Genomic DNA, 24354 nt, shown 5'->3' on the forward strand with positions numbered 1-24354 from the left:
GGTCCTCCCGGATCAACTTCGGTTCGTCTTCGACGGCATCTCGTCGGCGGGCGCGTCGGGTTCGGCAGGCACATCGAGCGCGTTCTCCTTGCGGAACGACTCGTAGATCTGGAGCAGCACCTGCTTCTGCCGCTCGTTGATGCTCGGGTCGGCGAGGATGACGGCTCGCGTCTCCACCTCGTCCGGGTCCCGCTCATCCAGGATCCCGGCCTGCACGTACAGCGTCTCCGCGGAGATCCGCAGCGCCTTGGCCAGCTGCTGGAGGATGTCCGCGCTCGGCTTGCGCAGCCCGCGCTCGATCTGGCTCAGGTACGGATTCGACACCCCCGCCGCCTCGGCGAGCTGCCGCAGCGAAAGCTGGGCCTGCCGACGCTGCTCACGGAGGTACTCGCCGAGGTTTCCGACGTTGAGCGATGCCATGCTGTGATCCTGCCGCACCTTGCTAACTTTTGCAAGCAGGCTGCTTGCAACAGCTCCCACCCGTGGCGGCACCCGCCCGGCGGCTGCCGGTCAGGCCGTGCCGATCGCCACCGTCGCGTACAGCTCCTCCGAGGCGACAGCCCGGACCGCGAGCCCCGCCGATGCCAGGGCCGAGGCCGTCGACGGGGACTGGCGGGCGCTCGTCTCGATCAGCAGGTGGCCCCCCGGGGCCAGCCACGGCACGGCGCCCGCCGCGACCCGGCGGTGGACGTCGAGGCCGTCGGCTCCGCCGTCCAGCGAGACCAGCGGCTCGTGGTCCCGCGCCTCCGACGGCATCAGGCCGATCTCCTCCGTCGGCACGTACGGGGCGTTGACCACCAGCACGTCCACCCGGCCCTTCAGCGACTCCGGGAGCGCGGCGTACAGATCGCCCTCCCACACCCGGCCGCCGTACGGGGCCACGTTGCGCCGCGCGTACGCCAGCGCCGCCGGGTCGATGTCCGCCGCGTGCAGCTCCACACCGCCCGGCACCTGCGCCGCCACCGCCGCGCCCAGGGCGCCGACCCCGCAGCACAGGTCCAGCACCACCGCCCCGGGCCGGGCCAGCACCACCGCCTCCTGCACCAGGAACTCGGTGCGCCGGCGCGGTACGAAGGCACCCGCGCCCACCTCCATGCGCAGACCGCAGAACTCCGCCCAGCCCACCACGTGTTCCAGCGGCTCGCCGCCCACCCGGCGGGCCAGCAGCTGCGCCAGGTGGCCGTCGTCCCGGGCGGCGCCGGTCAGCAGCTCCGCCTCCTCCTCCGCGAAGACACAGCCGGCCGCACGCAGGGACTCCACAAGTGACGTCAAAAACCTCAGTCCTCAGTTTTCCGAACGAGAAGAACGCTACGGGTCAGAAGATGTCCGGGCACCACGGCCGGCGGGCCGTACGGAACACCGCGTCCGCCAGCGCGGCCGCCCCCGGCCGCTCCTCCGTCAGCCGGCCGAGCGCGGCCAGCCGCAGCGCGGACTCGTCGCCGAGGTACAGGGAGCCCAGCGCGGACACGTCCAGCCGCAGGTCCGCCGCCTCCTCGGTCCGCTCGCACGCGCCGGTGCCCGCGTCCAGCCGGTAGCGGCCGGCCGCCGGTCCCGTCCCGTCGGTGACCTCCAGAACGAGCACCCCGGGCGCCTCGTACGTCCGCGCGCGCAGCGCCCGTACGACGTCCAGCACCCGCACCCACAGGGAGTCCGCGGAGGTGACGATCCGGGCGGACCGCGGGTCGGGCAGCAGCTGCGGGACCAGGTCGTCGGGGGCCCGGTAGCCGGTGCGGACCTTCAGCACCCAGTCGATCGAGCACAGGAAATGCCACAGCGCCCGCTCCGCCTGCGGGGTGGCGGCCAGCAGGTCGTGGACCTGCACGGTGTTCTGCGGGACCTTCGCGTCCGTCCAGTGGTCGTCGGCCCGGTACGCGACCAGCCCGGCCACCTCGCCCGCCGCCGTGCGGTACACCGCGAAGAACTGCTCCTTGTACGGCCGGTACGAGATCTGCTCCAGGCCGGTCCCCATGCGCCACCAGAGCTCGCGGCGGTTGGTCATGCCGTGGGTGCGCGCCCGCAGCCGCTCGTGCAGCTCCGGGCCGACCTGCCGGACCTCGGCCTCGTCCACCAGCTCGATCCTCCCGCCGTCCGCGGGCCCCGACTGCCGCCGGTCCAGCCCGGTGCGCGGGACGTCGATCTCCCATTCCGCGAGGGAGGTCGCGGGCCCGAACCCGTACCGCCCGTAGATCGGGTACTCGGCGGCTATCAGCGTCGCCAGCACGTCGCCGCGCGCCCCGGCCGCGGCGAACTCGGCCGCCATCATCCGGGTCAGCAGGCCCTGGCGGCGGTGGGTGGGCAGCACGGCCACATTGGAGATCGCGGTGGAGGAGACGGCCGCCCCGCCGGGCACGGTCAGCTCCTGCGCGAAGGAGCGGAAGGCCGCCACGCAACGGCCGGTGCCGGTGTCGAACGCGCCCTGGGTGCGGTCGGGATCGTTGTACTTGGCCCGCATGGCCACGTCCGCGTCGGTCACGCGGGCCGTGTTCAGGAACCCGGCGTTCACGGTTCGCAGCCAGTCGGGGAGTTCGGATGCGGCGATCGGCCGGACGTCAGCACTCATAGCGGGCCACGCTAACCGCCCGACCGGCGCCAGTCGCCCGAATTTCCTACGCCAGCAGGTCGTCCACCTGCGCCTCTCCCTCCCGGTACCGCCGGGTGATCTCCGCACTGCAGTCGTCCACCGTCCGCTGCAGCTGCTGCCGGCGCCGCGAGACCTGCTGCTCGTACCTCACCAGCCGCCCCATCCCGTCGTGCAGTTCGCCGTCCGTGCGGGCCCCCAGGTCCGAGAGCTCCACGTCGGCCAGCATCTCCGCCGCCAGCAGCCGGTACTCCTCGCTGTGCGGGGTGCCGAGCGTGACGTGCCGGGCGGAGGCGCTGCGGCTGGAGGGGGCGTCGGCGAGGATCACCGAGAGCCGGTCCACCACCGGCGCCTCGGGGTCGGTCCGGCGGGCGAGCTCGGGATCGCTGCGCCGGGCGAGCTCGGCGCGCAGGATGTCGATGCGGCCCTGGAGCAGTCTGCGGACATAGCTCAGATCGGCCTCGTCGCGCTGCGCGTCGCGGCGCAGCGCGCGCAGTTCCGGCAGCCCGAGCGCGGTGGTCGGGGTCGGCGTCCCCTGCGTCTCGGCCGTGCGCTGCGCGGGCGGTCGTACCGCGGCAGCTGCGATGGAAGCGGGTGATGCAGGTACGGAGGTACCAGAAGTATTCATACGAACGAGTCCGTCCCCTCGACCGGTGCGGCGCACCCGCACCGCCTGCGTGCATCGTGCCACTCTCCGTGGCCCCGATGCAGTCCCAGTCCACCCGATCGGCCCCGGACGGGTGCACGGCTGGTACACAGGTGGTATGCGAGCTGTGGTGCAGAGGGTGGACGGCGCGAGCGTCGTCGTGGGCGGCGAGACCGTGGGCGAGATCGTCGGCGAGGGACTGTGCGTGCTGGTGGGGGTGACGCACGACGACACGCCGGAGAAGGCGGCGGTGCTGGCCCGCAAGCTGTGGTCGGTGCGGATCCTGGAGGCGGAGAAGTCCTGCAGCGACGTGAACGCGCCGCTGCTGGTCATCTCCCAGTTCACGCTCTACGGCGACGCCCGCAAGGGCCGCCGTCCCACGTGGAACGCGGCGGCGCCGGGTCCGGTGGCCGAGCCGCTGGTCGACGAGGTCGTGGCGCAGCTGCGCGCGCTGGGCGCGACGGTGGCGACGGGCCGGTTCGGCGCGGACATGCGCGTCTCGCTGACCAACCACGGCCCGTTCACCATCGTCATCGACGTCTGATCCCCGGGCTCCCCGGGCCCCTCAGGGGGCTACGACGACCTCCTGTGCGGCGGCCGTCTTCCCGGCCAGCAGCGGGGCGTCGACCGGTACGTTCCGCTTGACCAGCGCGAGGGCGATCGGGCCCAGCTCGTGGTGGCGGACGGCGGTGGTCACGAAGCCCAGCTGGCGGCCCTCCTCCCCGTCCGAGGCGAGCCGGACCGGGGTGCCGTGCGCCGGGAGCAGCACCTCCGAGCCGTCCAGGTGCAGGAAGACCAGGCGGCGCGGGGGCTTGCCCAGGTTGTGGACGCGGGCCACCGTCTCCTGCCCGCGGTAGCAGCCCTTCTGCAGGTGCACGGCGGTGCCGATCCAGCCCAGCTCGTGCGGGATGGTCCGGTGGTCGGTCTCCAGACCGAGGCGCGGCCGGTGCGCCTCGACGCGCAGGGCCTCGTAGGCGAGGAGGCCCGCGGCCGGGCCGTGCGAGGCGGCGAAGGACTCCAGCTCGGCGCGGGGCAGGAAGACGTCGCGGCCGTGCGCGGTCTCCCGTACGACGAGCTCCTTGGCGACCTCGGCGATGGAGCCGGCCGGCAGGTGCACGACCGCGAACTCCTCGGTGCGGTCGGCGACTTCGACGCGGTAGAAGAACTTCATGGACTCCAGGTAGGCGATCAGCTCGCCCTGGGTGCCCGGCTCCACGTGCGCCCACGTGGTCTCGCCGTCGTCGACGAGGTAGAGCGCGTGCTCGATGTGGCCGTTCGCGGAGAGGATCAGCGCTTCGGTGGCCTGCCCGGCCTGCAGCCCGGTCACGTGCTGGGTGATGAGCAGGTGCAGCCAGCTCAGCCGCTCCGGCCCGGTGACGGTGACGACCCCGCGGTGCGAGAGGTCGACGAAGCCGCGCCCGTCCGCGAGGGCGCGCTGTTCGCCGTACAGCTCGCCGTAGTGGGCGGCGACGCCCTCGTCGCGGCCTTCGGCCTGCACGGCGCCGGGGAGATGGAGCAAGGGGCTGCTGGTCATGGGACCAAGCGTACGACCCTGCTACGCCTGGGCAGCACGCTGTCGGGCCGCGCACTTCTTGCACAGGCCGAAGATCGCGAAGTGCTTCATGTCGGTGTCGAAACCGAAGGTGGTACGGAGCTTCGCGGTGAACTCGGCGGCGATGTCCACGTCCGCTTCGATGACGTCGCCGCAGTCGCGGCAGACCAGGTGGATGTGGTGGTGCCGGTCGGCGAGGTGGTAGGTGGGGGCCCCGTGCCCGAGGTGGGCGTGGGAGACCAGCTTGAGCTCCTCCAGGAGCTCCAGGGTCCGGTAGACCGTGGAGATGTTGACCCCGGAGGCGGTCTTGCGCACCTCCACGAGGATCTCGTCCGGAGTCGCGTGCTCCAGGGCGTCGACCGCTTCCAGCACGAGCTGGCGCTGCGGTGTCAGCCGGTATCCGCGCTGCCGCAGGTCGCTCTTCCAGTCAAGGCCTGGGGTTCCATCGGTGCTCTCGGTGCTCACCACCCCGCCAGTGTATGTGTGCGAAGGGGACCGCGGGCGAGCCCGCGGTCCCCTTTCGTGCACAGCCTGTGGACGCCGCGCTCAGCGCGCGCTCAGCGCGCGCTCAGCGGAAGAAGGCGATGCCGTCGTCGGGCATGTCGGGGAGGTTGCGCGCCATCTCGGCGACCTCCTCGGGCGTGACGACCTTCTTCAGCTGGGCCGACATGTACGGACGCAGCTCGACGTCGGGGGTGGCCTTCTCGCCGACCCACATGAGGTCGCTCTTCACGTAGCCGTAGAGCCGCTTGCCGCCGCTGTACGGGCCGGAGGCCGCGGTGCGGGCGACGGCGTCGGTGGCCAGGTCGATCTGCGGCTTCTGGTCGGCGAGCTCGCCGTACCAGACCTCGACGACGCCCTGGTCGCGGACCATGACGATCTCGACCTTGCGGTCCTTGTCGATGCGCCAGTAACCGGACTCGGACTCCAGCGGCCGCACCTTGTTGCCCTCGGCGTCGAGGACCCAGGTGTGGGAGGTGTACTCCAGGAAGTCCCGGCCGTCGTGGCTGAAGACGACCTCCTGGCCGAAGTTGCACTTCTCCTCACCGGGGAAGTCGAAGACTCCCGCACCCTCCCAGTTGCCGAGGAGGAAGGCGAGGGGGACGAGGCCCGGGTTCAGGTCGGACGGGATCTGGATCATGAATGGCTGCTCAGGCGATCTGTGGGAGGGGTTCCGGGGCGGTCTGCCGAGCCGACGCTCAGCGCTGACCCTGGTACAGCTTCTTGACGGCCAGGCCGGTGAAGGCCATGACGCCGACGCAGACCAGGACCAGCAGGGAGGTGAAGACTGCCTCAAGCACGGGGTGCTCCTCGGAATCGTTTCGGGGCTGTACGGGGCCGGTCCCCAAGCCTACTGGCCCGGGGACCGGCACACGGTGTGAGGTGGGCCGTACCGGTCGCCCCGGCGGTCGGCCGGGGCCGGGCCGCGGGGTCCGGCGGCCCCGGTGGTCAGCTCAGGAGCTGGCCCTGCAGCAGCACGGTCTGGTGGAAGGGGACGGGGGCCACCTCGCCCTTGCGGGTCTGGACGACCATGCCCAGGACGTCACCCGCCTGGAGGCAGCCGAGCTTGGTCTGCTCGTCGCCGAGGACGGGCGGGACCTCCTGGTACACGGTGACCTCGCGCTCGCCGATCACGCCCGACCCCGGGAATCCCAGCGGGAGGGTGCTGGCCTGCGTGTTCTTGGCCTTGTTCCAGACGTCGTCCAGATCCAGGGCCGAGACGCCGTCCAGCGGCGCGTTGAACGTGCAGCCCTTGAAGGCGTCCACGAAGCCCGACGCGTGGAAGCGCAGCAGGTACACGTGGGTGCGCGTGCCGTCCGCCATGGTCCAGCCGCGGCCGGTGATCTGGCGCAGCCCGTCCCATTCGAGCTGCTGCTTCAGCTTCTCGCGGGCCTCGGGGGTGTACTCCTCCAGGAAGGCGTCGACCGACACCGCCCCGCTCTTGTCCACCTTGAACGCGTCGTCGGTCTTCGCGCCCTCGGGGGCGGGCAGGAGCAGGCCGGAGAGCACCGCGTAGTGCGTCTCGTCCTTGTTGTCCGGGCCCTGGGGCACGGGGGCGCCCGCGGGCAGCGCGGGCCTGGAGAGCGCCGGGAACGTCCAGCGGCCGTCGCTCTCGGTGGACAGGCCGGGGATGTCGGTGCGCTCGGACCGGGTGATCCCGTACGCGACGCCCGCGCCGACGACGGCGAAGACGGCGACGGCGGCGGTCCACCGCAGGGCGGCGAACAGCCGGCGCCGGTCCTTGGGCGGGGCCTCCGGGGCCGCCCAGGGGCCGGGCGCCGGCGCGTCCTCGACCGCCGGGGCCGAGGCCTCGTCCCCGGCGGTCGCGTCGATGGTGTTCTGCTCGCTCACGCGGACTCTCCGGGGGACTTGAGGTGGTTCAGCTGTTCCTTGAACAGGGCCGCTGCGTCATTGGGCAGGAAGTCCCCGGACCCGTACACCCGGAAGCTCACCATCACGTCGCCCTGGACGGCCAGGCAGTCGAGGGCGTCGATCTTCTCGTCCTTCTCCCGGACGAGGGGGCTCAGCATGCACTTGGCGTCCGGGAAGCCGTCCACCTTGGGCGCCTTCCCGTCGGCGTCGACGAGCGAGACGATCTTCTTGGCGAACTCGCCGAACTGGGCGAGCTGCTGGGGATCCGCCTGCGTGAGCTGGATCTCGACCACCGACGCACCGGCGCCGTGGCGCGTGGCGTAGCTGCGTCCGGCCACCCCCTTGAGCTTCAGGCCGTCGAGGGCCTTGTCGCGCTCGGCACGCTCGGCGCCGGAGAGACCCGTGTGGTCCTCCTTGGCGATCTGCAGCGCCCGCTCGCCCGAGATGAAGTAGTTGTTGCCCTCGGCGTCGATGTCGGGGCCGGGCCAGTACTTCTTGGGGACCGGCAGCAGCTTGTCCTGGAGTTCGTTGCCCGGTACGGACGGCGCCTCGGCCGGGCCGGCGACGGGCGCGTCCGCGGCCAGCCAGTAGCGCGTGGGCGCGGTCCGGTCGGCATCGCCGAGTGCGGCCACGGCCCACAGGCCGCCGCCCGCGAGGACGACGGCGCCCACTGCGGCCGCCACCAGCCGGACGGCCTTGCGGTTCGCCGTGCGCGCGGGCGCGGCCTCCTGGAGGGGCGCGGCCACGACGGGCTCGGGCACCACGGCCTCGGCCACGACGGCCGGGGCTACGACGGGCTCGGCCACGACGGCCTCGGGTGCGACCGGCTCCGCCGCCACGGGCTCCGGCGCGACGGCCTCCGGCGCCGCTGCCTCGGGCGCCACGGGCTCCGGTGCGGACTGCTCTGCGGGCACGGCCGGCTCGGGCGCGCCGCCCTCGGCGTCGGTCGGGTTCTGCCGCTCGCTCACAGCCGCTCCATCTGTCGCTTGGCCAGCTCGGCGACGGCGTTCTCGTCGACCTTGCCGCGGTTGTTCATGTACCTGAGGTGCATGACGATGTCGCCGCGGCGAACGATCGCGGTGCCCGCGCGGAGCGGGTGGTAGCCGGGCTTCTCGTCGGCTTCGGAGTCGATCCACAACTGGCCGAAGTCCTCGGGAACGCCCGGAACCTCCCGGCCGTTGTTGCCCGCGTACTTTTTCGTCGGCATGTAGCGGTTCGCACCCGACTGGAAGGCTTCGGCCCCCTTGCGGTTCTGGAACTGGAGCAGGGTGATCTCGACGAAGTCCCGGTCGCCCACGGACCAGTGGACGGCGGCGATCCGCCTGACGCCGTCGGCGATGATGCCGCCGACCCCACCGGACGGGTCCTCGAAGTGATCGATGGAGAACTCGTCCGGGGACTGCGGGCCCGAGAAGACGTCCTGGGCGCCGCCGGGGACCTCCACCAGCTTCTTGACGAGGTCCTCGTCCGCCTTGTGCCAGCGGTTCGCGTTGATCGAGCGCAGGGTCGTCGTCTCGTTGATCGCCAGCGGCTTCGGGCCCTTCACGTCCTGCTGGGCCAGCGGCACCAGGGGCGTGGGCTCGCGGTGGTACTGGACGGCGTAGCCGGTGACCGTCCCGGCGAGCACGCCGAGCACGGCCGCGCCCGCGATCAGGATCGCCGTACGGCCCCGGCCCCGGCGGGGCCGCGGGGCCGGAGCGACCGGTGCACCCGGGGCGTCCGAGGATTCCGGAGCATCCGGAACGTGCGGATCTGCCCCGACCTCCCCCGCATTCCGCTGCTCAGGGGTGGTCTGTTCGTGTTCCAAGAGGGTCCCCCACAGGACTGGAGGCACAGATCGAATACCCGTGCGTAACCCATGACCAGACCGGGAGGGGCGCAGTTGTATGACGGCTTATTACATTCTTGTATCTGACGGCCGCGTCAGTCCTCGTGGCGGCGTTTGCCGTCCAGTTCGTCCCACCACTCGTCGGACTTCGGATCACCCGAGGGGTCGTCCCACCAGCGGTCGTCCGGGCCGCGCCGGTTCGCGATCATCGCGGCCACCGGCGGGATGACCATGGCGACCACGCACAGCGCCACCGCGGCCTCGACCGACAGCAGGCGCACGAAGGTCCAGGCGGAGACGAAGAGGACCAGGCATCCGCCCATGAGCAGGAAATAGGTGCGCCGGCGCCGGGCGTACATGACTCCAGCGTAGAGCGGCCGCCCGCGAACACAAGGCGGACGGCACGAAGGGCCGCACCCCGTCCAGTGGCGTCCAACCCCCTGGGGTGCGGCCCTCCGGCCGATCTATCGAGCGATCACACGTGCGGTGCTCAGACCGCGATCGCCACGTCCGTCACGCCACCGGCCTCGGCGACCACGACGGCGCGGTCCGCCTGGGCACCCGGGACGAGCGCCCGCAGCGTCCAGGTGCCGGGAGCCGCGTAGAAGCGGAACTGTCCGGTCGCCGAGGTCGGGACCTCGGCGGTGAACTCGCCGCCGCCGTCCAGCAGCCGCACGTAACCGCTGACGGGCTCGCCACCCTTGGTCACCTGGCCCTGGATCGCGGTCTCACCGGGCTTGAGGGTCGCGAGGTCGGGCCCGCCGATCTGTGCTCCACACATGTTCTCTGTCCTGTCCTAGAGAGGTCGTACGTCGTACTACGGGGCGTCGCGTGCCCGGGATTTACTTGTTGGGGCCGAGCTCGATCGGCACGCCGACGAGCGAGCCGTACTCGGTCCAGGAGCCGTCGTAGTTCTTGACGTTCGTCTGGCCCAGGATCTGGTGGAGCACGAGCCACGTGAGCGCGGAGCGCTCACCGATGCGGCAGTAGGCGATGGTGTCCTTCGACAGGTCGACGCCCTCGGCCTCGTAGAGGGCCTTGAGCTCCTCGTCGGACTTGAAGGTGCCGTCGTCGTTGGCGTTCTTCGACCACGGGATGTTGCGGGCGCTCGGCACGTGGCCGGGGCGCTGCGACTGCTCCTGCGGGAGGTGCGCGGGGGCGAGCAGCTTGCCCGAGAACTCGTCGGGCGAGCGGACGTCGACCAGGTTCAGGTTGCCGATCGCGGCCACGACGTCGTCGCGGAAGGCGCGGATGGAGGTGTCCTGGGCCTTGGCCTTGTACTCGGTGGCCGGGCGGCTCGGGACGTCCTTGCCGTCGACCAGGTCGCGGGAGTCGAGCTCCCACTTCTTGCGGCCGCCGTCGAGGAGCTTCACGTCCTGGTGGCCGTAGAGCTTGAAGTACCAGAAGGCGTAGGACGCGAACCAGTTGTTGTTGCCGCCGTAGAGGACGACGGTGTCGTCGTTGGAGATGCCCTTGGCGGAGAGGAGCTTCTCGAAGCCCTCCTGGTCCACGAAGTCACGGCGGACCGGGTCCTGGAGGTCCTGCTTCCAGTCGATCCGGACGGCGTTCTTGATGTGGTTCTTGTCGTAGGCGGACGTGTCCTCGTCCACCTCGACGACGACGACGTTCGCGTCGTTCAGGTGGGCCTCGACCCAGTCGGCGTCTACGAGGACGTCGCTGCGGCTCATGATGTTCTCCTCCGGGGCAGTGTGCGGCGGGGCGGTGCGGGGTGACGCGTACTGCGTGCCTGCGGGTGCGCTCCGGAGCCTGAGCGGGGAGGCGTCAGGTGATCAGGAGGCGGGTGCGGTCACGCGGGAAGGGCCGTGGGGCCGTCGTCCGGCTGATGGAGCGGATGCGCTCACAGGTCACATGGATCGACAGAGCATGGCGGCGACGCGACACAGGTCTACTGCCCGTCGCTTCGTGAGGTCCGCCTGCTGATGCTTCATAGCCATGGATCGTAGGGACGAATCAGCCGCCCTGTCACCGGTGTGTCATATTCCGAGACAGGATCGTCCGGATTCTGGGATGCGGGACCCCCGGGCGGCCGCCGCGCCGCCCCCGGGAGCCGCCCTGCGGCCCGTCCTTCTGCGGATCGGACCGCGCTGTCTCACGATCCGGCCACCACCACGTTCGAGCCGCCCAGCGTGAGGTGCACACCGGCCTCGTCCGAGGTCAGGGCCGAGAGGTGGAGTCCGGCCGGCATGCCGACCTCCAGATTGCGCTCGAAGTCGGTCTTCTTGCGGATCAGCTTCTCGACCCCGGGTATGCCCGAGCCGGGCACCTCGTCGGCGCGCACCCGGACGAGCTTGCCGCCCTTTCCGTCCGGCGCGTCCACGAGGGAGATCGTCGACACCACGCTGTGCTCCACGGTCTTGCCGAGCACGTCGACGGCGGCACTGACCTTCACCTTGCCGGGCGCCCCGCCGTAGGTGAGGGTCGCGCCGGTCTGCGAGGCCGCGGTCAGGTCCGCGTACGTGATGCGCCCGGAGCCCTCGGCCCGCTCGGCGGTGCCGCCGCTGTAGTCGCTGTTCAGCTTCACGCTGCGGAAGCTCGCGTCGAGCTCCGAGAGCCGCGTCTTGCGGCCCTCGGCGACGACCTCGACGCCTCTGAGCTTCAGGTCGACCCGGTCCAGCTCGTGGCTGAACGCCTGGGTCAGGAAGGGGAATCCGCGGATCTCCACTTCCGAACTGCCGGCCAGGCCCTGGCGGGCCTGGATCTTGTCGGCCAGCTGGTTCTCGACGTAACCGGCGGCCCATCGGTCCAGGCCCGCGAAGATCGCCCCCAGCACCACTCCGATGATCACAACGATCCGCAGAGCACGCACGTGCCCTCCCCCTACTAGTCGGTACGAGCGATCTAGTGGACCATGTGCGCCCGTCAGCGGAACGTCAGCCCACCACCCGCCCGATCAGGTAGACGGCGGGAGCGGCGGCCGCGAGCGGCATCGCGACACCGGCCGTCATGTGCACGAACTTCGACGGGTAGTCGTACGCCGCCACCCGCAGCCCGATCAGCGCGCACACGCCGCAGACCAGGCCGAGCAGCGCCCCGCCCACCCCGACGGAGGTCATCCCGCCGACCGCGATGCCCGCACCGGCGGCCGCGGCCAGCGAGACGCCGACCGAGGGGGCCGTGGGCAGCGGCAGCGCACGGGCGAACACGGCGACCGCCACGGCGGCCGCACCGACCGTGACCGCGGCGGAACCGGCGGCCAGGTAGCCGGCGCAGACGATGGCGAGGGCGGCCGAGGCCACCGAGGCCATCAGCCCGTACATCCGCTCGTCGGGCTCGGCGCGGCTGCGCAGCTGGAGGAAGAGGGTGATCAGCACCCAGGCGCCGAGGGTGCCGACGATCGCGCCGGGGCCGTACGTACGGTCCACCGCGAGCACGGCCACGTCGGCGACCAGGGCCCCGGCGAAGGCGAGGGCGATGCCCTGGCGGGCCGGCCACATGCCGTTGAGGCGGAACCAGCCGGCCGCGGTGAGCCCCTGCAGGGCGATCAGCGGCACGAGCAGGGCGTACTGCCCGAGGGCGGCGGCCACGGCGAGCAGCAGGCCGAGGGCGGCGGTCAGTATGGCCGACTGCGGGCCGGGGTCGATGATCGGCGACCGGCCTTCGGCGCGGGCCTGGGCCGGGTCGACGGCGCGCACGGTGTTCCCGGCGAGGGTGGGCGGGGACCAGGCGGTGACCTCCACCGCTTCGGCGCCGTCCTCGGCCGGGGCGGCAGCCGCCTGGGGCGGCAGATAGGCGGTCTGCTCGGCGGCGGCCCCGTCCTGAGCGGGGGCGGGCACCGGCGGGAGGTAGGCCGTCTCGTCGGCCGGGGCCGACGACTGCGCGGCGCCGGGCACCGGCGGAAGGTAGGCCGTCTCGTCGGCCGGGGCCTGGGACTGCTCGGGACCGGGGTACGGCGGCATGTAGGCCGTCTGCTCGGCGGCGGAGGCGGGCATCTCCACGCCTTGGCCGCCCTGCGACCAGTCCTGGGCGGGAGCCGGCGCCTGGGCCGGGACCTCGTCCCGGAACCAGCCATCCGGCGCCACGGGCTGCTGCGCCTGGGCGGGGTACGGCGGCAGGTAGGCGCTCTGCTCGGCCGGGGCCTGGAACTGCTCGGGACCGGGGTACGGCGGCATGTAGGCCGTCTGCTCGGCCGCGGAGGCGGGCATCCCCGCGCCCTGGCCGCCCTGCGACCAGTCCTGGACGGGAGCCGGAGCCGGCGCCTGGGCCGGGACCTCGTCCCGGAACCAGCCCTCCGGAGCCACGGGCTGCTGGGCGGGCCCGCCGGCCGCCGGGTACTCGTACGACGCCGCGTAGGAATCGGCGGACCCGGCCACGGAACCGTCCGGCCAGGACGCACCGGCACCGCCGGCCGGAGCCTGGGGCTGCGCCGGAGGCTGGGCGGCCGGGGCCTCGTCGCGGAACCAGCCCTCGGGCGCCGCCGGCTGCCCCGGCACCGCGCCCAGCGCCGGGTACACCGGCTGGTGGCTGGTGTCCCAGGTGTCGGACTGCCAGGTCTGGGTGCCGTACGGGTCCTGGTGCTGCGCGTACTGCTGCCGCCGCAGCTCGTGCTGCTCGTGCTGCTCCTGCTGTTCGCGCTGTTCGCGCTGCTGCTGGTGCTGGTGTTCTTCAGGCGTGCTCATCGGCTCCCGCTCACCCGCCCGCGAACGGGGGAAGCACCTCGACGGTGCCCCCCTCGGTCAGCAGGACGGAATCATGCGGGCGCTTGCCCACAGGCTCGTCGTTCACGAGGAAGGAGCAGCGCAGCAGGACCCGGGTCAGCTCCCCGGGGTGGCGCTCCCGCACGGCGTCGAGCGCCTCGGCCAGTGTGCCCGCCGAGTACGGCTCCTCCGCCGTCTTGGCCGCGGCCTTGGCCGCCGCCCAGTAGCGGATGGTTCCGGTTGCCACTGCAGCTCCTATCGTCGGCTCTCTACCGTCGGCCTCCATGATGGCCCCTCCGGCCGTCCGCCCCGGTGTGCACCAACGCGTCGCGTGTGTGCCCGGGCGACCCCGCGTCACCGGCCGGCGGGCCGCCGATCCGGTGAAACCGGGGCATACGCAGGGCGCGGGCGTGGCAGAACCCACAGGAGGGGATCTCGAAGATGCCTCGGCCACGCACGGACGGGTGGGCTATTCTGCTTGGCGAGAGGATCCGGGCAACGTTGCCCCCGGGTCCTTTTGTGCTTTCAGCGCGTTGAACGAACCGAGAACAGTGGTATCCATGCGGACCCCAGGGCGCGGGGACCGCAGGGGTGCCGGGCAAGACGTACGAAGCAGTACCGCGCATGTCCTCGACGGGACCGAGGAGGAACCGACGTGATGGACCAGCGAACCGTGCACCGTCCGACCCGGGCAGGTGGTCGGTCATGAGCTCACTCCTGCTGCTCACCAACGCGCTGCAGCCCTCCACCGAGGTGCTGCCCGCGCTCGGCCTGCTGCTGCACAACGTCCGGGTGGCGCCGGCCGAGGGCCCGGCCCTCGTGGACACCCCGGGTGCCGACGTCATCCTCGTGGACGGCCGCCGCGACCTGCCGCAGGTGCGGTCGCTGTGCCAGCTGCTGCGCTCCACCGGGCCCGGCTGCCCGCTGATCCTCGTCGTCACCGAGGGCGGCCTCGCGGCCGTCACCGCCGACTGGGGCATCGACGACGTCCTCCTGGACACCGCCGGCCCGGCCGAGGTCGAGGCGCGGCTGCGGCTGGCCACCGGCCGTCAGCAGCTGGGCTCGGACGACTCCCCGATGGAGATCCGCAACGGCGACCTGTCGGTGGACGAGGCGACGTACTCGGCCAAGCTCAAGGGCCGGGTGCTGGACCTCACCTTCAAGGAGTTCGAGCTGCTCAAGTACCTCGCGCAGCACCCGGGCCGGGTCTTCACCCGCGCCCAGCTGCTGCAGGAGGTCTGGGGCTACGACTACTTCGGCGGCACCCGGACCGTGGACGTCCACGTACGGCGGCTGCGCGCCAAGCTCGGCCCCGAGCACGAGTCGCTGATCGGCACGGTCCGCAACGTCGGCTACCGCTTCGTCACGCCGGAGAAGGTCGAGCGGGCGGCGGCGGAGGCCGCGGCCCAGGCGAAGGCCAAGGCCGCCGCACAGGCGTCCGCGCCGGCGACCGCGCAGCCGGCCGCGGCGACGTCCGCGGCCGTCACCCGATCGGCGGAGGAGACCGCGATCGTCCACTCGGCAGGACGGCCTGCCCAGAGGTAGGTCACCCCGCGTAGACTGCCGCGCGTGGCCAAGGTGACGCGGGATGACGTGGCACGACTTGCGGGTACGTCTACCGCCGTCGTGAGCTACGTCATCAACAACGGACCCCGGCCGGTTGCCCCGGCCACGCGCGAGCGTGTCCTCGCCGCGATCAAGGACCTGGGCTACCGCCCGGACCGGGTCGCCCAGGCGATGGCGTCGCGGCGCACCGACCTCATAGGCATGATCGTCCCGGACGCCCGTCAGCCGTTCTTCGCGGAGATGGCGCACGCGGTCGAACAGGCCGCCGCCGAGCGCGGGAAGATGGTGCTGGTCGGCAACTCCGACTACCGCACCGAGCGCGAGGTCCACTACCTGCGGGCCTTCCTCGGCATGCGGGTGTCGGGCCTGATCCTGGTCAGCCAGGGCATGAGCGAGCAGGCCGCCAGCGAGATCGAGGCCTGGGACGCGCGGGTGGTCCTCCTCCACGAGCGCCCCGAGGCGATCGACGACGTCGCCGTCGTCACCGACGACATCGGCGGCGCCCAGCTCGCCACCCGCCACCTGCTGGAGCACGGACACGAGTACGTCGCCTGCATCGGCGGCGTCGAGAACACCCCGTCCGTCGGCGACCCGGTCGCCGACCACGTCGAGGGCTGGCGGCGGGCCATGCAGGAGTCCGGCCGCTCCGTCGAGGGCCGGCTCATCGAGGCCCCGTACAACCGCTACGACGCGTACAAGGTCGCCCTGGAGGTCCTGGCCCGGCCCGACCGGCCGACGGCCATCTTCTGCGCCACGGACGACCAGGCGATCGGTGTGCTGCGCGCCGCGCGGGAGCTGCGCATCGACGTGCCCGGGGAACTGGCCGTGGCCGGCTTCGACGACGTGAAGGAGGCGGCCCTCACGGACCCGCCGCTGACCACGATCGCCTCGGACCGCCCGGCGATGGCCCGCGCCGCGGTGGACCTCGTCCTGGACGACGGCCTCCGCGTGGCCGGCTCGCGCCGCGAACGCCTGAAGCAGTTCCCGTCGGCCCTGGTGATCCGCCGCTCCTGCGGCTGCCGCTGAGCAGTGCATTTCAGCCCCTCCGGCGTTTGAGGAGCGGGGGCCGGGGGCTGGCCCCCGCAGCGGCGGTGCCGCCAACAGCGGTCCTTATAACGGGCATACAAGGTTCTGTCGGGCTTCTCAGGTCAGGCTCAGGAAGCTCTCATCATCGGCGAGCAGAGTCGGAGCCATGACCGACAGCTTCCGCCGCGAAGGCGAGTACCCCCAGGACCGCCCCACTCCGCACGCGCCCTTCGGCGAGGACTGGCAGCGCGGGCGTGACCGGCTGGCGCAGGACGCCGCGGCGGGGGCGTACCCGCCGCCGCCCGCGTACCCGCCCGCCGCACCCGGCTGGCACGAAGCGCACCAGCCGCCGGTCATCCGCGGCGAGACCGTCCCCGCCGCCCGCCACGACGGCCCCGCGCACGCCGCCGCCCCCGCGCCCCGCGCGAAGCGGCCCGTGGCCCTGCTGGCGGCCGTCGCGCTCGCCGCGGCCCTGGTCGGCGGCGGCACCGCGGCCGCCGTCCAGCAGCTGATGGTCCACCAGAACGGCGGCTCCGGCGGAGTCAACGGCACCAACGTCTCGCAGAGCACCGGCGCGGGCACCGGCACCGTCTCCGGCGTCGCCGAACAGGTCAGCCCCTCGGTCGTCCGCATCGACACCCGCACCGCGTCCGGCCAGGGCACCGGCTCCGGCATCGTCGTCACCGCCGACGGCGAGATCGTCACCAACAACCACGTCGTGAGCGGCGCCTCCGAGGTCCAGGTGACGATGAGCGACGGCAAGAAGTACAGGGCCACGATCGTCGGCACCGATCCCGACAAGGACCTGGCCCTGATCAAGCTGCAGGGCGCCACCGGCCTCAAGCCCGCCAAGCTCGGCGACTCCGGCAGCGTCAAGGTCGGCGACCAGGTCGTCGCCATCGGCTCCCCCGACGGCCTCACCGGCACCGTCACCAGCGGCATCGTCTCGGCGCTGAACCGCGAGGTGAAGGTGGCGAAGTCCGAGCAGCGGTCCCCGCAGGGCCGGCAGCAGGACGGCGACGGCTGGCCCTTCTCCTTCGGCGGCCGCGAGTTCAACGGCGACACCGGCTCGAACACCACCTCGTACAAGGCCCTGCAGACCGACGCCTCCCTCAACCCCGGCAACTCCGGCGGCGCCCTGGTCAACATGAACGGCGAGATCGTGGGCATGCCCTCCGCGATCTACTCCCCGTCCTCCGACAGCTCCGCCGCGGGCAGCGTCGGCCTCGGCTTCGCCATCCCGGTCAACACCGTCAAGGCCGACCTGGACTCCCTCCGCAAGGGCGGCCCCGGCGGTTCGGGCTCCTCCGGCTCCGGCTCCTCCGGCAGCGGCTCCGCCGCCAACGGCTTCGGCACCTCGTTCTAGCCCGTCCGTGCGAGGCTGGAAGCGCCGTCACCCGTCGGACGCCACGGCCGACCACCACCCCTGGGAGACCCATCCATGATTCCCGCCGAAGGCGAAGCGCGGATCCTCGTCGTCGACGACGAACCGGCCGTACGCGAGGCCCTGCGCCGCAGCCTCGCCTTCGAGGGGTACGCCGTGCAGACCGCCGTCGACGGGCTCGACGCCCTCGACCGGGCGGCCTCGTACTCCCCCGACCTGATCGTCCTGGACATCCAGATGCCCCGGATGGACGGGCTGACCGCGGCCCGCCGGCTGCGCGCCTCCGGCAGCGTCACGCCGGTCCTGATGCTGACCGCCCGCGACACCGTCGGCGACCGCGTCACCGGCCTCGACGCGGGCGCCGACGACTACCTCGTCAAGCCCTTCGAGCTCGACGAGCTGTTCGCCCGCGTCCGCGCCCTGCTGCGCCGCAGCTCCTACGCGGCCCCGCGGGCCGGCGGCGAGAGCCACGAGGACGCCCTCACCTTCGGCGACCTGCGCATGGACCTCGCGACCCGCGAGGTGACCCGGAGCGGGCGGCCGGTGGAGCTGACCCGTACCGAGTTCACGCTGCTGGAGATGTTCCTCGCGCACCCGCGCCAGGTCCTGACCCGCGAGCAGATCCTCAAGACCGTCTGGGGCTTCGACTTCGAGCCCAGCTCCAACTCCCTGGACGTGTACGTGATGTACCTGCGCCGCAAGACCGAGGCGGGCGGCGAGCCCCGCCTCGTCCACACCGTGCGCGGGGTGGGGTACGTCCTGCGCGCCGGCGAGAGCGGGCCCGAGTGAGCCCGACCGCCCGCTTCCGCGCGCTCCCGCTGCGCTCCCGGCTGGCCCTGCTGGTCACGGTCGCGGTGGCGCTGGCCGTGGCGGCCGTCGCCGCCGTCTCCTGGGTGATGGTGCGCACCCAGCTCCGCGACCAGCTGGACAGCTCGCTGCGCGCCACCAACGCGGGCGCCCAGGCCAACCAGGTGTTCGACGCCTTCGGTGGCTGCGTGTCCGGCGAGGCCCTGCCGGAACGGCCCGCGAACAACCTCAGCGCGCAGGTGCAGCTCGTCCTGCCGGACGGCAAGACCTGCTGGGTCGACGGCAAGAACACCCTGAAGGCCACCGCCATCGACCGGGAGGTCGCCCAGCGGCTGCGCGGCCCGGTCCTGTACGACTCGACCACCTCCGACGGCGTCCCGGTCCGCGTCTACACCCAGCCCGCCCTGGTGAACCGGCAGTTCGCCGCGCTGTCCGTGGCCAAGCCGCTGGCCGACGTCGACAAGCCGCTGTCCACGCTGGCCTGGGTGCTGCTGCTGGTCTCCGGCATCGGCGTGGTCGGCGCGGGCGCGGCCGGGCTGTGGGTGGCCCGGACCGGGCTGCGGCCCGTCGACGAACTGACCGGCGCCGTCGAGCACATCGCCCGCACCGAGGACCTGACCGTCCGCATCCCCGACGAGGGCGACGACGAGATCGCCCGGCTGTCGCGGTCCTTCAACTCCATGACCGCGGCCCTCGCCTCCTCCCAGGACCGGCAGGCCCAGCTGATCGCCGACGCCGGGCACGAGCTGCGCACCCCGCTGACCTCGCTGCGCACCAACATCGAGCTGCTGGCGCGCAGTGAGGACACCGGCCGGGCCATCCCGCCCGACGACCGGCGGGAGCTGCTGGCCTCGGTCAAGGCGCAGATGACGGAACTGGCCTCGCTGATCGGCGACCTCCAGGAGCTGTCCCGGCCGGACGCGGCCTCGCCCGGCCCGCTCGGGGTGGTCGCCCTGCACGAGATCACCGGGGCCGCGCTGTCCCGGGCCCGGCTGCGCGGTCCGGAGCTGAGCTTCGACTCGGACCTGGCGCCCTGGTACGTACGGGGCGAGGCGGCCGCGCTGGAGCGGGCGGTGGTCAACGTGCTGGACAACGCGGTGAAGTTCAGCCCGCCGGGCGGCGCGGTCGAGGTGACGCTGCGGGCCGGCGAGCTGACCGTACGGGACCACGGGCCGGGCATCCCGGCCGAGGACCTGCCGCACGTCTTCGAGCGGTTCTGGCGGTCCCCGTCGGCCCGCGCCCTGCCCGGCAGCGGCCTGGGCCTGTCGATCGTGGCCCGTACGGCGGCCCGCGCGGGCGGCAGCGCCGAGCTGCGGGCGGCGGCCGACGGCGGCCCGGGCACAGAGGCGGTGCTCCGCATCCCGGGGGCGCCCACCCCGCCGCCCGCCGATCCGTCAGTTGTGCCGGATCAGTGAGGCGACCAGGCCGGAGCGGGTGTTCGGGAAGTCCAGCGGGACGATGCCGAGCCCGGTCCGGCCGGTCATCTCCCCGCCGTCGACGAAGCCGTGCACCTGCGGGTTGAGGCGGTCGGAGTTCCAGCGCGGCGGCATGTAGGCCGAGGTGCTGACGTAGTTGACGAAGAGCTTGCCGGGCTGCTGGACGGCCTTGCGGAAGTGGTTCTCGATCTTGCCGCGCTTGGCGAAGGGCTCGGCGTTCCAGTCGTCCTGGATGTCGAAGACGTTGCCGTCGCCGTAGCGCAGGCCGGGCAGGCCGCCGTTGTCGGCGAGCAGGAGCACCTTGCCGCGGGCCTGGCCGAGCGGGGGCAGGGTGTCGGCGATCCGGAACAGCGGGCGCCAGCCGCGGCGGTCGAGGTAGTCGTCGAAGACAGCGCGGAAGGTGGCGTCGCTGTCGGTGGAGTATTCCTGCTTGAGGCGCATCAGGACGGTCTCGGAGGGGTGCGCGGTGAGGAAGTTCTGGCAGGCCACGAGCACGTCCCCGAACATCAGGTCCTGGAAGAACGCCGCGTGGTGGATGGCGAAGGAGCCGCCCGTGACCCGGCAGCGGACGTCGAGGAAGCGGATGCCGGAGTCGAGCTGCTGGGCGATCGAGGTGTTCTGGCAGGCGACGTAGAGGCCGCCCTTGGTGGCGCCGGAGTCGTGCGTGCCGGGGATGGTCATCCGCTGGAGGGCGGTGGAGTCCCCGAGTCCGGCCATCCAGTCCTGGGTGCCGAGGGCCGCCGCCGAGGCGGTTCCCGCGATGCCCAGTCCCAGGGCCGTGCCCGCGGCCAGCGCCCCGGCCAGGAAGGCCCGTCTGCCCATGCCCTCGCCGCCGTACACGCCGCTGCCTGTGCCCATGCCCGTGCCCACGCCCATGCCCGCCCCTTTGCCGACCCGGTGATGGGACCGGATTATGGCGTGGACACCTCAAGATGGGTACCCGTCGACAGGGGCCGGTACCGGCGGCGCCCCCGCAGGCTCGACCTCGGCCTCAGCCTTCGAGCAGCTCCACCATCGCGCGCAGCCCCTGGACGATCTCCCGGCCGTTCGGCGCACCCTCCGGATCGGTCAGGCACTGGACCATCACCCCGCTCAGCAGCGCGAGGTGCACCGACCCGAGGCCCCGTACGTCCTCCTCGGCGACCGCGTCCCCGGGGACCCCGCGCAGCTGGGCCGCCACCATGGGCCGGGCCTTGCGCTGCTCCTCGGCCAGGATCGCGAGCAGCTCGGGCGAGGACTGCGCGTGCACGAAGGCCTCGACGTTGGCGGTCCAGAGCCAGCGCATGTCGGCGAAGTCCTGGATCTTGCGGTCCCAGGTGTCCGCGTACCGCTGCGCGGCGGTGTCACCCTGCCCGGCGAGCCGGCCGGACCCGGCGGCCCACTCGTCCATGGCGGCGAAGAGCGCCTGGTTGAGCAGCGCCTCCCGCGATCCGAAGTGGTAGCCGATCGCGGCCATGCTCACCTGCGCCGCCGAGGCGATGTCGCGCACGGTCGTGCGCAGGTACCCCTTCTCCTCCAGGCAGCGGCGCGCTCCGGCCAGCAGGTCCTCGCGATTTCCCATGCCGGGATCGTATCCGCGCGAGGTTTTGGGCAAGCGCGCTACACAATCGTATTGCGCGCTTGCCCAAGTCCTGGCAAGGTGGAGCCATCGGAAGATCCACGGGCCCACGGGAGGCACGAGACATGCGCCACGAGCTGAAGATCGACGACCGGACCCTCTCCTACCTGGACTTCGGCGGACCCGGCCGCCCGCTCCTCGCCCTGCACGGCGGCATGTCCGAAGCCCTCGCCTTCACGGGCCTCGCCGCCGCCCTCGGCGACGGATGGCGGGTCATCGCCCCCGACCAGCGCGGCCACGGCGAGTCCGGCCGGGCGCCCGACTACCGCCGCGAGGGCTACGTCCGCGACGCCGTCGCCCTCCTCGACCACCTGGGCCTCGACGCCCCCGTGGCGCTCCTCGGCTACTCCCTCGGCGGGCTCAACGCCTACCACCTGGCCGCCGCCCACCCCGAGCGGATCTCCGCGCTCATCGGCGTGGACGCCACCGTCGACATCCGCATCCCCACGGGGCCGAACTGGTTCGACTTCCTCGACGGCCTCCCCTACAGCGCCCCCACCCGCGAGGAACTCCTCGCCGCCGCCGGACCGGCCGCCGCACCCTTCATCGCCGACGGGATCCGCCCCCTCCCGGACGGCAGCGGCTGGCGCCTGGCCTACCACCCCCAGGACATGCTCGACTCCATCCGGGCGTGCGACGGCGACCACTGGGACACCTGGCTCGCGAGCACCTGCCCGGCCCTGCTGGTCCACGGCACCCGCAGCCAGGCGCTCACGCAGACCGTGGCCGACACGATGGTCGCCCGGCGGCCGAAGACCTCGTACGCACCCCTCGACGGCGACCACTTCGTCCCGTTCACGGACCCGGAGGGATTCCACGCGGCCGTCGGGACGTTCCTGGCAAGCCTCTGACCCCTGCGGAACGGGGGAAAGCCGAAGGGGCGGCGGGCCGATGGCCCACCGCCCCTTCGGGGGTACCGCACGCGGTGTTACTTGACGACGGTGATCCGGTTCGCCGCCGGCACGGCGATCGGGTTGGCCGCCGAGGAGTTCTTCATCAGGTAGGCGTTGAAGCAGTCCAGGTCGGACGCGCCCACCAGCTTGTTCTTGTGCTCCTTCAGGACGGTGAAGCCGTCACCGCCGCCCGCGAGGAACTCGTTCATCGCGACCCGGTAGGTCTTGGCGGGGTCGATCGCCGCGCCGTTCAGCTTCACCGAGTCCACGACGATGCGGTCCACGCCCGTCTTCGTCAGGTCCAGGGTGTACGTGAAGCCCTTCGACACCTGCAGGATCTTCGGGTTGGCACCGTTGACCGGGCCGCTGACCTGCTGCTGCAGCGCGGTGATCAGCTGCGCGCCGGTCAGGTCCACGATGTTCATCATGTTGGTGAACGGCTGGACCGTGAAGGACTCGCCGTACGTCACCACGCCGTCGCCCTCGTCACCCGAGGCCTTGTAGGCGAGGTCCGAGCGGATACCGCCCGGGTTCATGATGGCCAGCTGCGCGCCGCCCTTGTCCGCCGGGGCCAGCGCCTCGAGCTGCGCGTCGGCGATCAGGTCGCCGAGCGGCTTCTCGGGCGCCTCGGAACCGCGGCCCGGGATGTCGGCCGCGATGAAGCCCTGCGGGCGGTTGGCGATCGGGGCCGCGAGGGTCTTCCAGCGGTCGATCAGCTCGGTCATGTCGGGGGCCTTGGGCTGGTCCCGGGTGACGACCTTGTTGACCGGCTTCGGCGAGGCGACCGGCGTACGGACGATGTCCTTGGTCTGCCGGTCGTAGGTGAGGGTGGTGTCCGTGAACAGACGGCCGATGGAGGCGGCCGAGGTCACCGTGCGCGGGTTGCCCGCCGGGTCCGGGATGTTGCAGGCGTAGGCCTGGTGCGTGTGACCGGTGACCAGCGCGTCGACCTTGGAGTCCACGTTCTTGGCGATGTCCACGATCGCGCCCGAGATGCCGGCGCCGGCGCCCGGGACGTTGCAGTCGTAGTTGTAGGCGCCGCTCGCGGGCAGCCCGCCCTCGTGGATCAGCGCGACGATCGACTTCACGCCCTGCTTGTTCAGCTCGGCGGCGTACTTGTTGATCGTCTCGATCTCGTCGCCGAACTTCAGGCCCTTGACGCCCTCGGCGGTCACGACGTCCGGAGTGCCCTCCAGGGTGACGCCGATGAAGCCGATCTTCACGTCGCCCTTCTTCCACACGTAGGTGGGAGACATCAGGGGGCGCTTGGTCTTCTCGTCCGTGACGTTCGCGGCGAGGTACTGGAAGGTGGAGCCCGTGAACTCCTTGCCGAACTCGTAGCAGCCCTCGACCGGGTGGCAGCCGCCGTACGCCATGCGGCGCAGCTCGGTCTTGCCCTCGTCGAACTCGTGGTTGCCGACGCTGCTGACGTCCAGGTCGAGCTTGTTCAGCGCCTCGATGGACGGCTCGTCGTGGAAGAGACCGGACAGCATCGGGCTGCCGCCGATCATGTCACCGGCCGCGGCGGTCACGGAGTACTCGTGGCCCTTGCGGGCCTCGCGCAGGCTGGTCGCGAGGTACTCGACCCCGCCCGCGGGTATGGCCTTGGTGGTGCCGTCGGCCTGACGCTCGGTCACGTTGCCGGAGGAACCCTGCGGGGGCTCCAGCGTGCCGTGGAAGTCGTTGAACGACAGCATCTGCACGTCGACGGTCCGGCTCTTGGCCGCACCGCCACCACCCGCGGCACCGGCCGGCAGAGCGGCGGCGACCATGGCCCCGGCCCCGGCCGTGACGGCGAGAGCGGCGAAGGTCAACCGGCGGTTTCGGCGGTGCCGTTGTGGCGTCGCTGACATTTAGTCCCCTTTGTGGACAGCGATACTGCTTGGGAGGTCCGGGGAAGCCTATGGTCAACGCGCGTAGCTCTACCAGGGGGTAACGGGTATCGCGTTGGTTACGCGCAGAAGACGGACAGACCCCGCGCCCGCACTCCGC

General features: G+C 72.1%; 27 protein-coding genes. 7 read left to right on the forward strand and 20 right to left on the reverse strand.

From position 1 onward, the window contains the following. Positions 1 to 12: 12 nt before the first annotated feature. The 4 genes from ACIPYQ_RS17305 to ACIPYQ_RS17320 all read right to left on the reverse strand — a co-directional run bounded on the left by ACIPYQ_RS17305 (position 13) and on the right by ACIPYQ_RS17320 (position 3206). On the reverse strand, positions 13 to 420 hold the full coding sequence (locus ACIPYQ_RS17305; protein ID WP_401251726.1) for a helix-turn-helix domain-containing protein: 408 nt from the start codon (positions 418 to 420) through the stop codon (positions 13 to 15). Between the two features lie 90 nt (positions 421 to 510). Beyond that, positions 511 to 1272: a putative protein N(5)-glutamine methyltransferase gene (locus tag ACIPYQ_RS17310; protein ID WP_401251729.1), complete on the reverse strand. Its 762-nt coding sequence runs from the start codon at positions 1270 to 1272 to the stop codon at positions 511 to 513. A 43-nt stretch (positions 1273 to 1315) separates the two neighbouring features. Continuing rightward, the gene (locus ACIPYQ_RS17315) at positions 1316 to 2560 is read right to left on the reverse strand and encodes a GNAT family N-acetyltransferase (protein ID WP_361753195.1); all 1245 of its coding nucleotides are present in this window, start codon (positions 2558 to 2560) and stop codon (positions 1316 to 1318) included. A gap of 46 nt (positions 2561 to 2606) precedes the next feature. Continuing rightward, the gene (locus ACIPYQ_RS17320; protein WP_361753193.1) at positions 2607 to 3206 is read right to left on the reverse strand and encodes an AmfC protein; all 600 of its coding nucleotides are present in this window, start codon (positions 3204 to 3206) and stop codon (positions 2607 to 2609) included. A gap of 136 nt (positions 3207 to 3342) precedes the next feature. Between ACIPYQ_RS17320 and dtd the strand changes: the two genes are divergently transcribed. Then, a complete protein-coding gene (dtd, locus tag ACIPYQ_RS17325) occupies positions 3343 to 3768 on the forward strand; it encodes a D-aminoacyl-tRNA deacylase (protein ID WP_351296765.1) in 426 nt (141 codons plus the stop codon). 21 nt (positions 3769 to 3789) lie between these two features. On the opposite strand, the gene ACIPYQ_RS17330 is transcribed toward dtd, so the two are convergent. From ACIPYQ_RS17330 to ACIPYQ_RS17390, 13 genes are all read right to left on the reverse strand, one after another. After that, positions 3790 to 4758 carry a folate-binding protein gene (locus tag ACIPYQ_RS17330; RefSeq protein ID WP_361753191.1) on the reverse strand — a complete coding sequence of 323 codons (969 nt, stop codon included), beginning with the start codon at positions 4756 to 4758 and terminating at the stop codon, positions 3790 to 3792. Between the two features lie 21 nt (positions 4759 to 4779). After that, entirely contained in the window at positions 4780 to 5244 is a 465-nt protein-coding gene (locus ACIPYQ_RS17335; RefSeq protein WP_401251734.1) for a Fur family transcriptional regulator, read from the reverse strand. A 100-nt stretch (positions 5245 to 5344) separates the two neighbouring features. After that, positions 5345 to 5917 (reverse strand): FABP family protein, encoded by a 573-nt coding sequence (locus tag ACIPYQ_RS17340; protein ID WP_150258047.1) that lies wholly within the window; start codon positions 5915 to 5917, stop codon positions 5345 to 5347. Between the two features lie 308 nt (positions 5918 to 6225). Beyond that, positions 6226 to 7128, reverse strand: a complete 903-nt coding sequence (locus ACIPYQ_RS17345; protein WP_401251737.1) for a hypothetical protein — start codon at positions 7126 to 7128, stop codon at positions 6226 to 6228. After that, positions 7125 to 8117, reverse strand: a complete 993-nt coding sequence (locus ACIPYQ_RS17350) for a hypothetical protein (RefSeq protein ID WP_401251740.1) — start codon at positions 8115 to 8117, stop codon at positions 7125 to 7127. Before ACIPYQ_RS17350 ends, ACIPYQ_RS17345 begins: the two co-directional genes overlap by 4 nt. Further along, positions 8114 to 8956: a hypothetical protein gene (locus ACIPYQ_RS17355; protein ID WP_401251743.1), complete on the reverse strand. Its 843-nt coding sequence runs from the start codon at positions 8954 to 8956 to the stop codon at positions 8114 to 8116. The genes ACIPYQ_RS17350 and ACIPYQ_RS17355 overlap by 4 nt, the downstream gene beginning before the upstream one ends. Positions 8957 to 9072: 116 nt before the next feature. Next, positions 9073 to 9336, reverse strand: coding sequence for a DUF3099 domain-containing protein (locus ACIPYQ_RS17360; RefSeq protein WP_401251746.1), 264 nt, complete (start codon positions 9334 to 9336; stop codon positions 9073 to 9075). Between the two features lie 131 nt (positions 9337 to 9467). Beyond that, the gene (locus ACIPYQ_RS17365; protein WP_365482669.1) at positions 9468 to 9758 is read right to left on the reverse strand and encodes a DUF1416 domain-containing protein; all 291 of its coding nucleotides are present in this window, start codon (positions 9756 to 9758) and stop codon (positions 9468 to 9470) included. Between the two features lie 61 nt (positions 9759 to 9819). After that, positions 9820 to 10665, reverse strand: coding sequence for a sulfurtransferase (locus ACIPYQ_RS17370; protein WP_361753181.1), 846 nt, complete (start codon positions 10663 to 10665; stop codon positions 9820 to 9822). Positions 10666 to 10842: 177 nt separating this feature from the next. Beyond that, positions 10843 to 10932 carry an Ms5788A family Cys-rich leader peptide gene (locus ACIPYQ_RS17375; RefSeq protein WP_350875872.1) on the reverse strand — a complete coding sequence of 30 codons (90 nt, stop codon included), beginning with the start codon at positions 10930 to 10932 and terminating at the stop codon, positions 10843 to 10845. Between the two features lie 155 nt (positions 10933 to 11087). Next, the gene (locus ACIPYQ_RS17380; RefSeq protein WP_361753179.1) at positions 11088 to 11804 is read right to left on the reverse strand and encodes a DUF2993 domain-containing protein; all 717 of its coding nucleotides are present in this window, start codon (positions 11802 to 11804) and stop codon (positions 11088 to 11090) included. Positions 11805 to 11868: 64 nt separating this feature from the next. Continuing rightward, positions 11869 to 13614: a hypothetical protein gene (locus ACIPYQ_RS17385; RefSeq protein WP_401251751.1), complete on the reverse strand. Its 1746-nt coding sequence runs from the start codon at positions 13612 to 13614 to the stop codon at positions 11869 to 11871. Positions 13615 to 13624: 10 nt separating this feature from the next. Then, positions 13625 to 13879, reverse strand: a complete 255-nt coding sequence (locus tag ACIPYQ_RS17390; protein WP_361753177.1) for a MoaD/ThiS family protein — start codon at positions 13877 to 13879, stop codon at positions 13625 to 13627. A gap of 458 nt (positions 13880 to 14337) precedes the next feature. On the opposite strand from ACIPYQ_RS17390, the gene ACIPYQ_RS17395 reads away from it, so the two are divergent. The 5 genes from ACIPYQ_RS17395 to ACIPYQ_RS17415 all read left to right on the forward strand — a co-directional run bounded on the left by ACIPYQ_RS17395 (position 14338) and on the right by ACIPYQ_RS17415 (position 19830). Beyond that, a complete protein-coding gene (locus tag ACIPYQ_RS17395) occupies positions 14338 to 15177 on the forward strand; it encodes a response regulator transcription factor (protein ID WP_401251754.1) in 840 nt (279 codons plus the stop codon). Positions 15178 to 15201: 24 nt separating this feature from the next. Then, a complete protein-coding gene (locus ACIPYQ_RS17400) occupies positions 15202 to 16224 on the forward strand; it encodes a LacI family DNA-binding transcriptional regulator (protein WP_030387256.1) in 1023 nt (340 codons plus the stop codon). Positions 16225 to 16390: 166 nt separating this feature from the next. Continuing rightward, positions 16391 to 17590, forward strand: coding sequence for a S1C family serine protease (locus ACIPYQ_RS17405; protein WP_401251757.1), 1200 nt, complete (start codon positions 16391 to 16393; stop codon positions 17588 to 17590). A gap of 75 nt (positions 17591 to 17665) precedes the next feature. Continuing rightward, positions 17666 to 18397, forward strand: a complete 732-nt coding sequence (locus ACIPYQ_RS17410) for a response regulator transcription factor (RefSeq protein WP_401251760.1) — start codon at positions 17666 to 17668, stop codon at positions 18395 to 18397. Then, a complete protein-coding gene (locus ACIPYQ_RS17415; protein WP_401251762.1) occupies positions 18394 to 19830 on the forward strand; it encodes a sensor histidine kinase in 1437 nt (478 codons plus the stop codon). The genes ACIPYQ_RS17410 and ACIPYQ_RS17415 overlap by 4 nt, the downstream gene beginning before the upstream one ends. On the opposite strand, the gene ACIPYQ_RS17420 is transcribed toward ACIPYQ_RS17415, so the two are convergent. Then, positions 19810 to 20727 (reverse strand): phosphatidylinositol-specific phospholipase C, encoded by a 918-nt coding sequence (locus tag ACIPYQ_RS17420; protein WP_401251765.1) that lies wholly within the window; start codon positions 20725 to 20727, stop codon positions 19810 to 19812. The two genes, ACIPYQ_RS17415 and ACIPYQ_RS17420, sit on opposite strands and share 21 nt — an antisense overlap. A gap of 115 nt (positions 20728 to 20842) precedes the next feature. Beyond that, the gene (locus tag ACIPYQ_RS17425) at positions 20843 to 21412 is read right to left on the reverse strand and encodes a helix-turn-helix domain-containing protein (RefSeq protein WP_361753165.1); all 570 of its coding nucleotides are present in this window, start codon (positions 21410 to 21412) and stop codon (positions 20843 to 20845) included. Positions 21413 to 21534: 122 nt separating this feature from the next. Between ACIPYQ_RS17425 and ACIPYQ_RS17430 the strand changes: the two genes are divergently transcribed. Beyond that, positions 21535 to 22320, forward strand: coding sequence for an alpha/beta fold hydrolase (locus tag ACIPYQ_RS17430; protein ID WP_401251768.1), 786 nt, complete (start codon positions 21535 to 21537; stop codon positions 22318 to 22320). Between the two features lie 77 nt (positions 22321 to 22397). Here ACIPYQ_RS17430 and ACIPYQ_RS17435 read toward each other — a convergent pair whose 3' ends face one another. Beyond that, positions 22398 to 24215: a bifunctional metallophosphatase/5'-nucleotidase gene (locus ACIPYQ_RS17435; protein WP_401251771.1), complete on the reverse strand. Its 1818-nt coding sequence runs from the start codon at positions 24213 to 24215 to the stop codon at positions 22398 to 22400. Positions 24216 to 24354: the final 139 nt, after the last annotated feature.

It is taken from the genome of Streptomyces sp. NPDC090045, assembly GCF_044747975.1.
Lineage (GTDB): Bacteria > Actinomycetota > Actinomycetes > Streptomycetales > Streptomycetaceae > Streptomyces.

What these genes read in the sequence shown, in the direction of transcription:
- ACIPYQ_RS17305 (WP_401251726.1), bottom strand. Translation starts at nt 420, where the DNA reads ATGGCATCGCTCAACGTCGGAAACCTCGGCGAGTACCTCCGTGAGCAG.
- ACIPYQ_RS17315 (WP_361753195.1), bottom strand. Translation starts at nt 2,560, where the DNA reads ATGAGTGCTGACGTCCGGCCGATCGCCGCATCCGAACTCCCCGACTGG.
- ACIPYQ_RS17320 (WP_361753193.1), bottom strand. Translation starts at nt 3,206, where the DNA reads ATGAATACTTCTGGTACCTCCGTACCTGCATCACCCGCTTCCATCGCA.
- dtd (WP_351296765.1), top strand. Translation starts at nt 3,343, where the DNA reads ATGCGAGCTGTGGTGCAGAGGGTGGACGGCGCGAGCGTCGTCGTGGGC.
- ACIPYQ_RS17330 (WP_361753191.1), bottom strand. Translation starts at nt 4,758, where the DNA reads ATGACCAGCAGCCCCTTGCTCCATCTCCCCGGCGCCGTGCAGGCCGAA.
- ACIPYQ_RS17340 (WP_150258047.1), bottom strand. Translation starts at nt 5,917, where the DNA reads ATGATCCAGATCCCGTCCGACCTGAACCCGGGCCTCGTCCCCCTCGCC.
- ACIPYQ_RS17360 (WP_401251746.1), bottom strand. Translation starts at nt 9,336, where the DNA reads ATGTACGCCCGGCGCCGGCGCACCTATTTCCTGCTCATGGGCGGATGC.
- ACIPYQ_RS17365 (WP_365482669.1), bottom strand. Translation starts at nt 9,758, where the DNA reads ATGTGTGGAGCACAGATCGGCGGGCCCGACCTCGCGACCCTCAAGCCC.
- ACIPYQ_RS17370 (WP_361753181.1), bottom strand. Translation starts at nt 10,665, where the DNA reads ATGAGCCGCAGCGACGTCCTCGTAGACGCCGACTGGGTCGAGGCCCAC.
- ACIPYQ_RS17375 (WP_350875872.1), bottom strand. Translation starts at nt 10,932, where the DNA reads ATGGCTATGAAGCATCAGCAGGCGGACCTCACGAAGCGACGGGCAGTA.
- ACIPYQ_RS17385 (WP_401251751.1), bottom strand. Translation starts at nt 13,614, where the DNA reads ATGAGCACGCCTGAAGAACACCAGCACCAGCAGCAGCGCGAACAGCGC.
- ACIPYQ_RS17395 (WP_401251754.1), top strand. Translation starts at nt 14,338, where the DNA reads ATGAGCTCACTCCTGCTGCTCACCAACGCGCTGCAGCCCTCCACCGAG.
- ACIPYQ_RS17405 (WP_401251757.1), top strand. Translation starts at nt 16,391, where the DNA reads ATGACCGACAGCTTCCGCCGCGAAGGCGAGTACCCCCAGGACCGCCCC.
- ACIPYQ_RS17410 (WP_401251760.1), top strand. Translation starts at nt 17,666, where the DNA reads ATGATTCCCGCCGAAGGCGAAGCGCGGATCCTCGTCGTCGACGACGAA.
- ACIPYQ_RS17420 (WP_401251765.1), bottom strand. Translation starts at nt 20,727, where the DNA reads ATGGGCGTGGGCACGGGCATGGGCACAGGCAGCGGCGTGTACGGCGGC.
- ACIPYQ_RS17425 (WP_361753165.1), bottom strand. Translation starts at nt 21,412, where the DNA reads ATGGGAAATCGCGAGGACCTGCTGGCCGGAGCGCGCCGCTGCCTGGAG.
- ACIPYQ_RS17430 (WP_401251768.1), top strand. Translation starts at nt 21,535, where the DNA reads ATGCGCCACGAGCTGAAGATCGACGACCGGACCCTCTCCTACCTGGAC.
- ACIPYQ_RS17435 (WP_401251771.1), bottom strand. Translation starts at nt 24,215, where the DNA reads ATGTCAGCGACGCCACAACGGCACCGCCGAAACCGCCGGTTGACCTTC.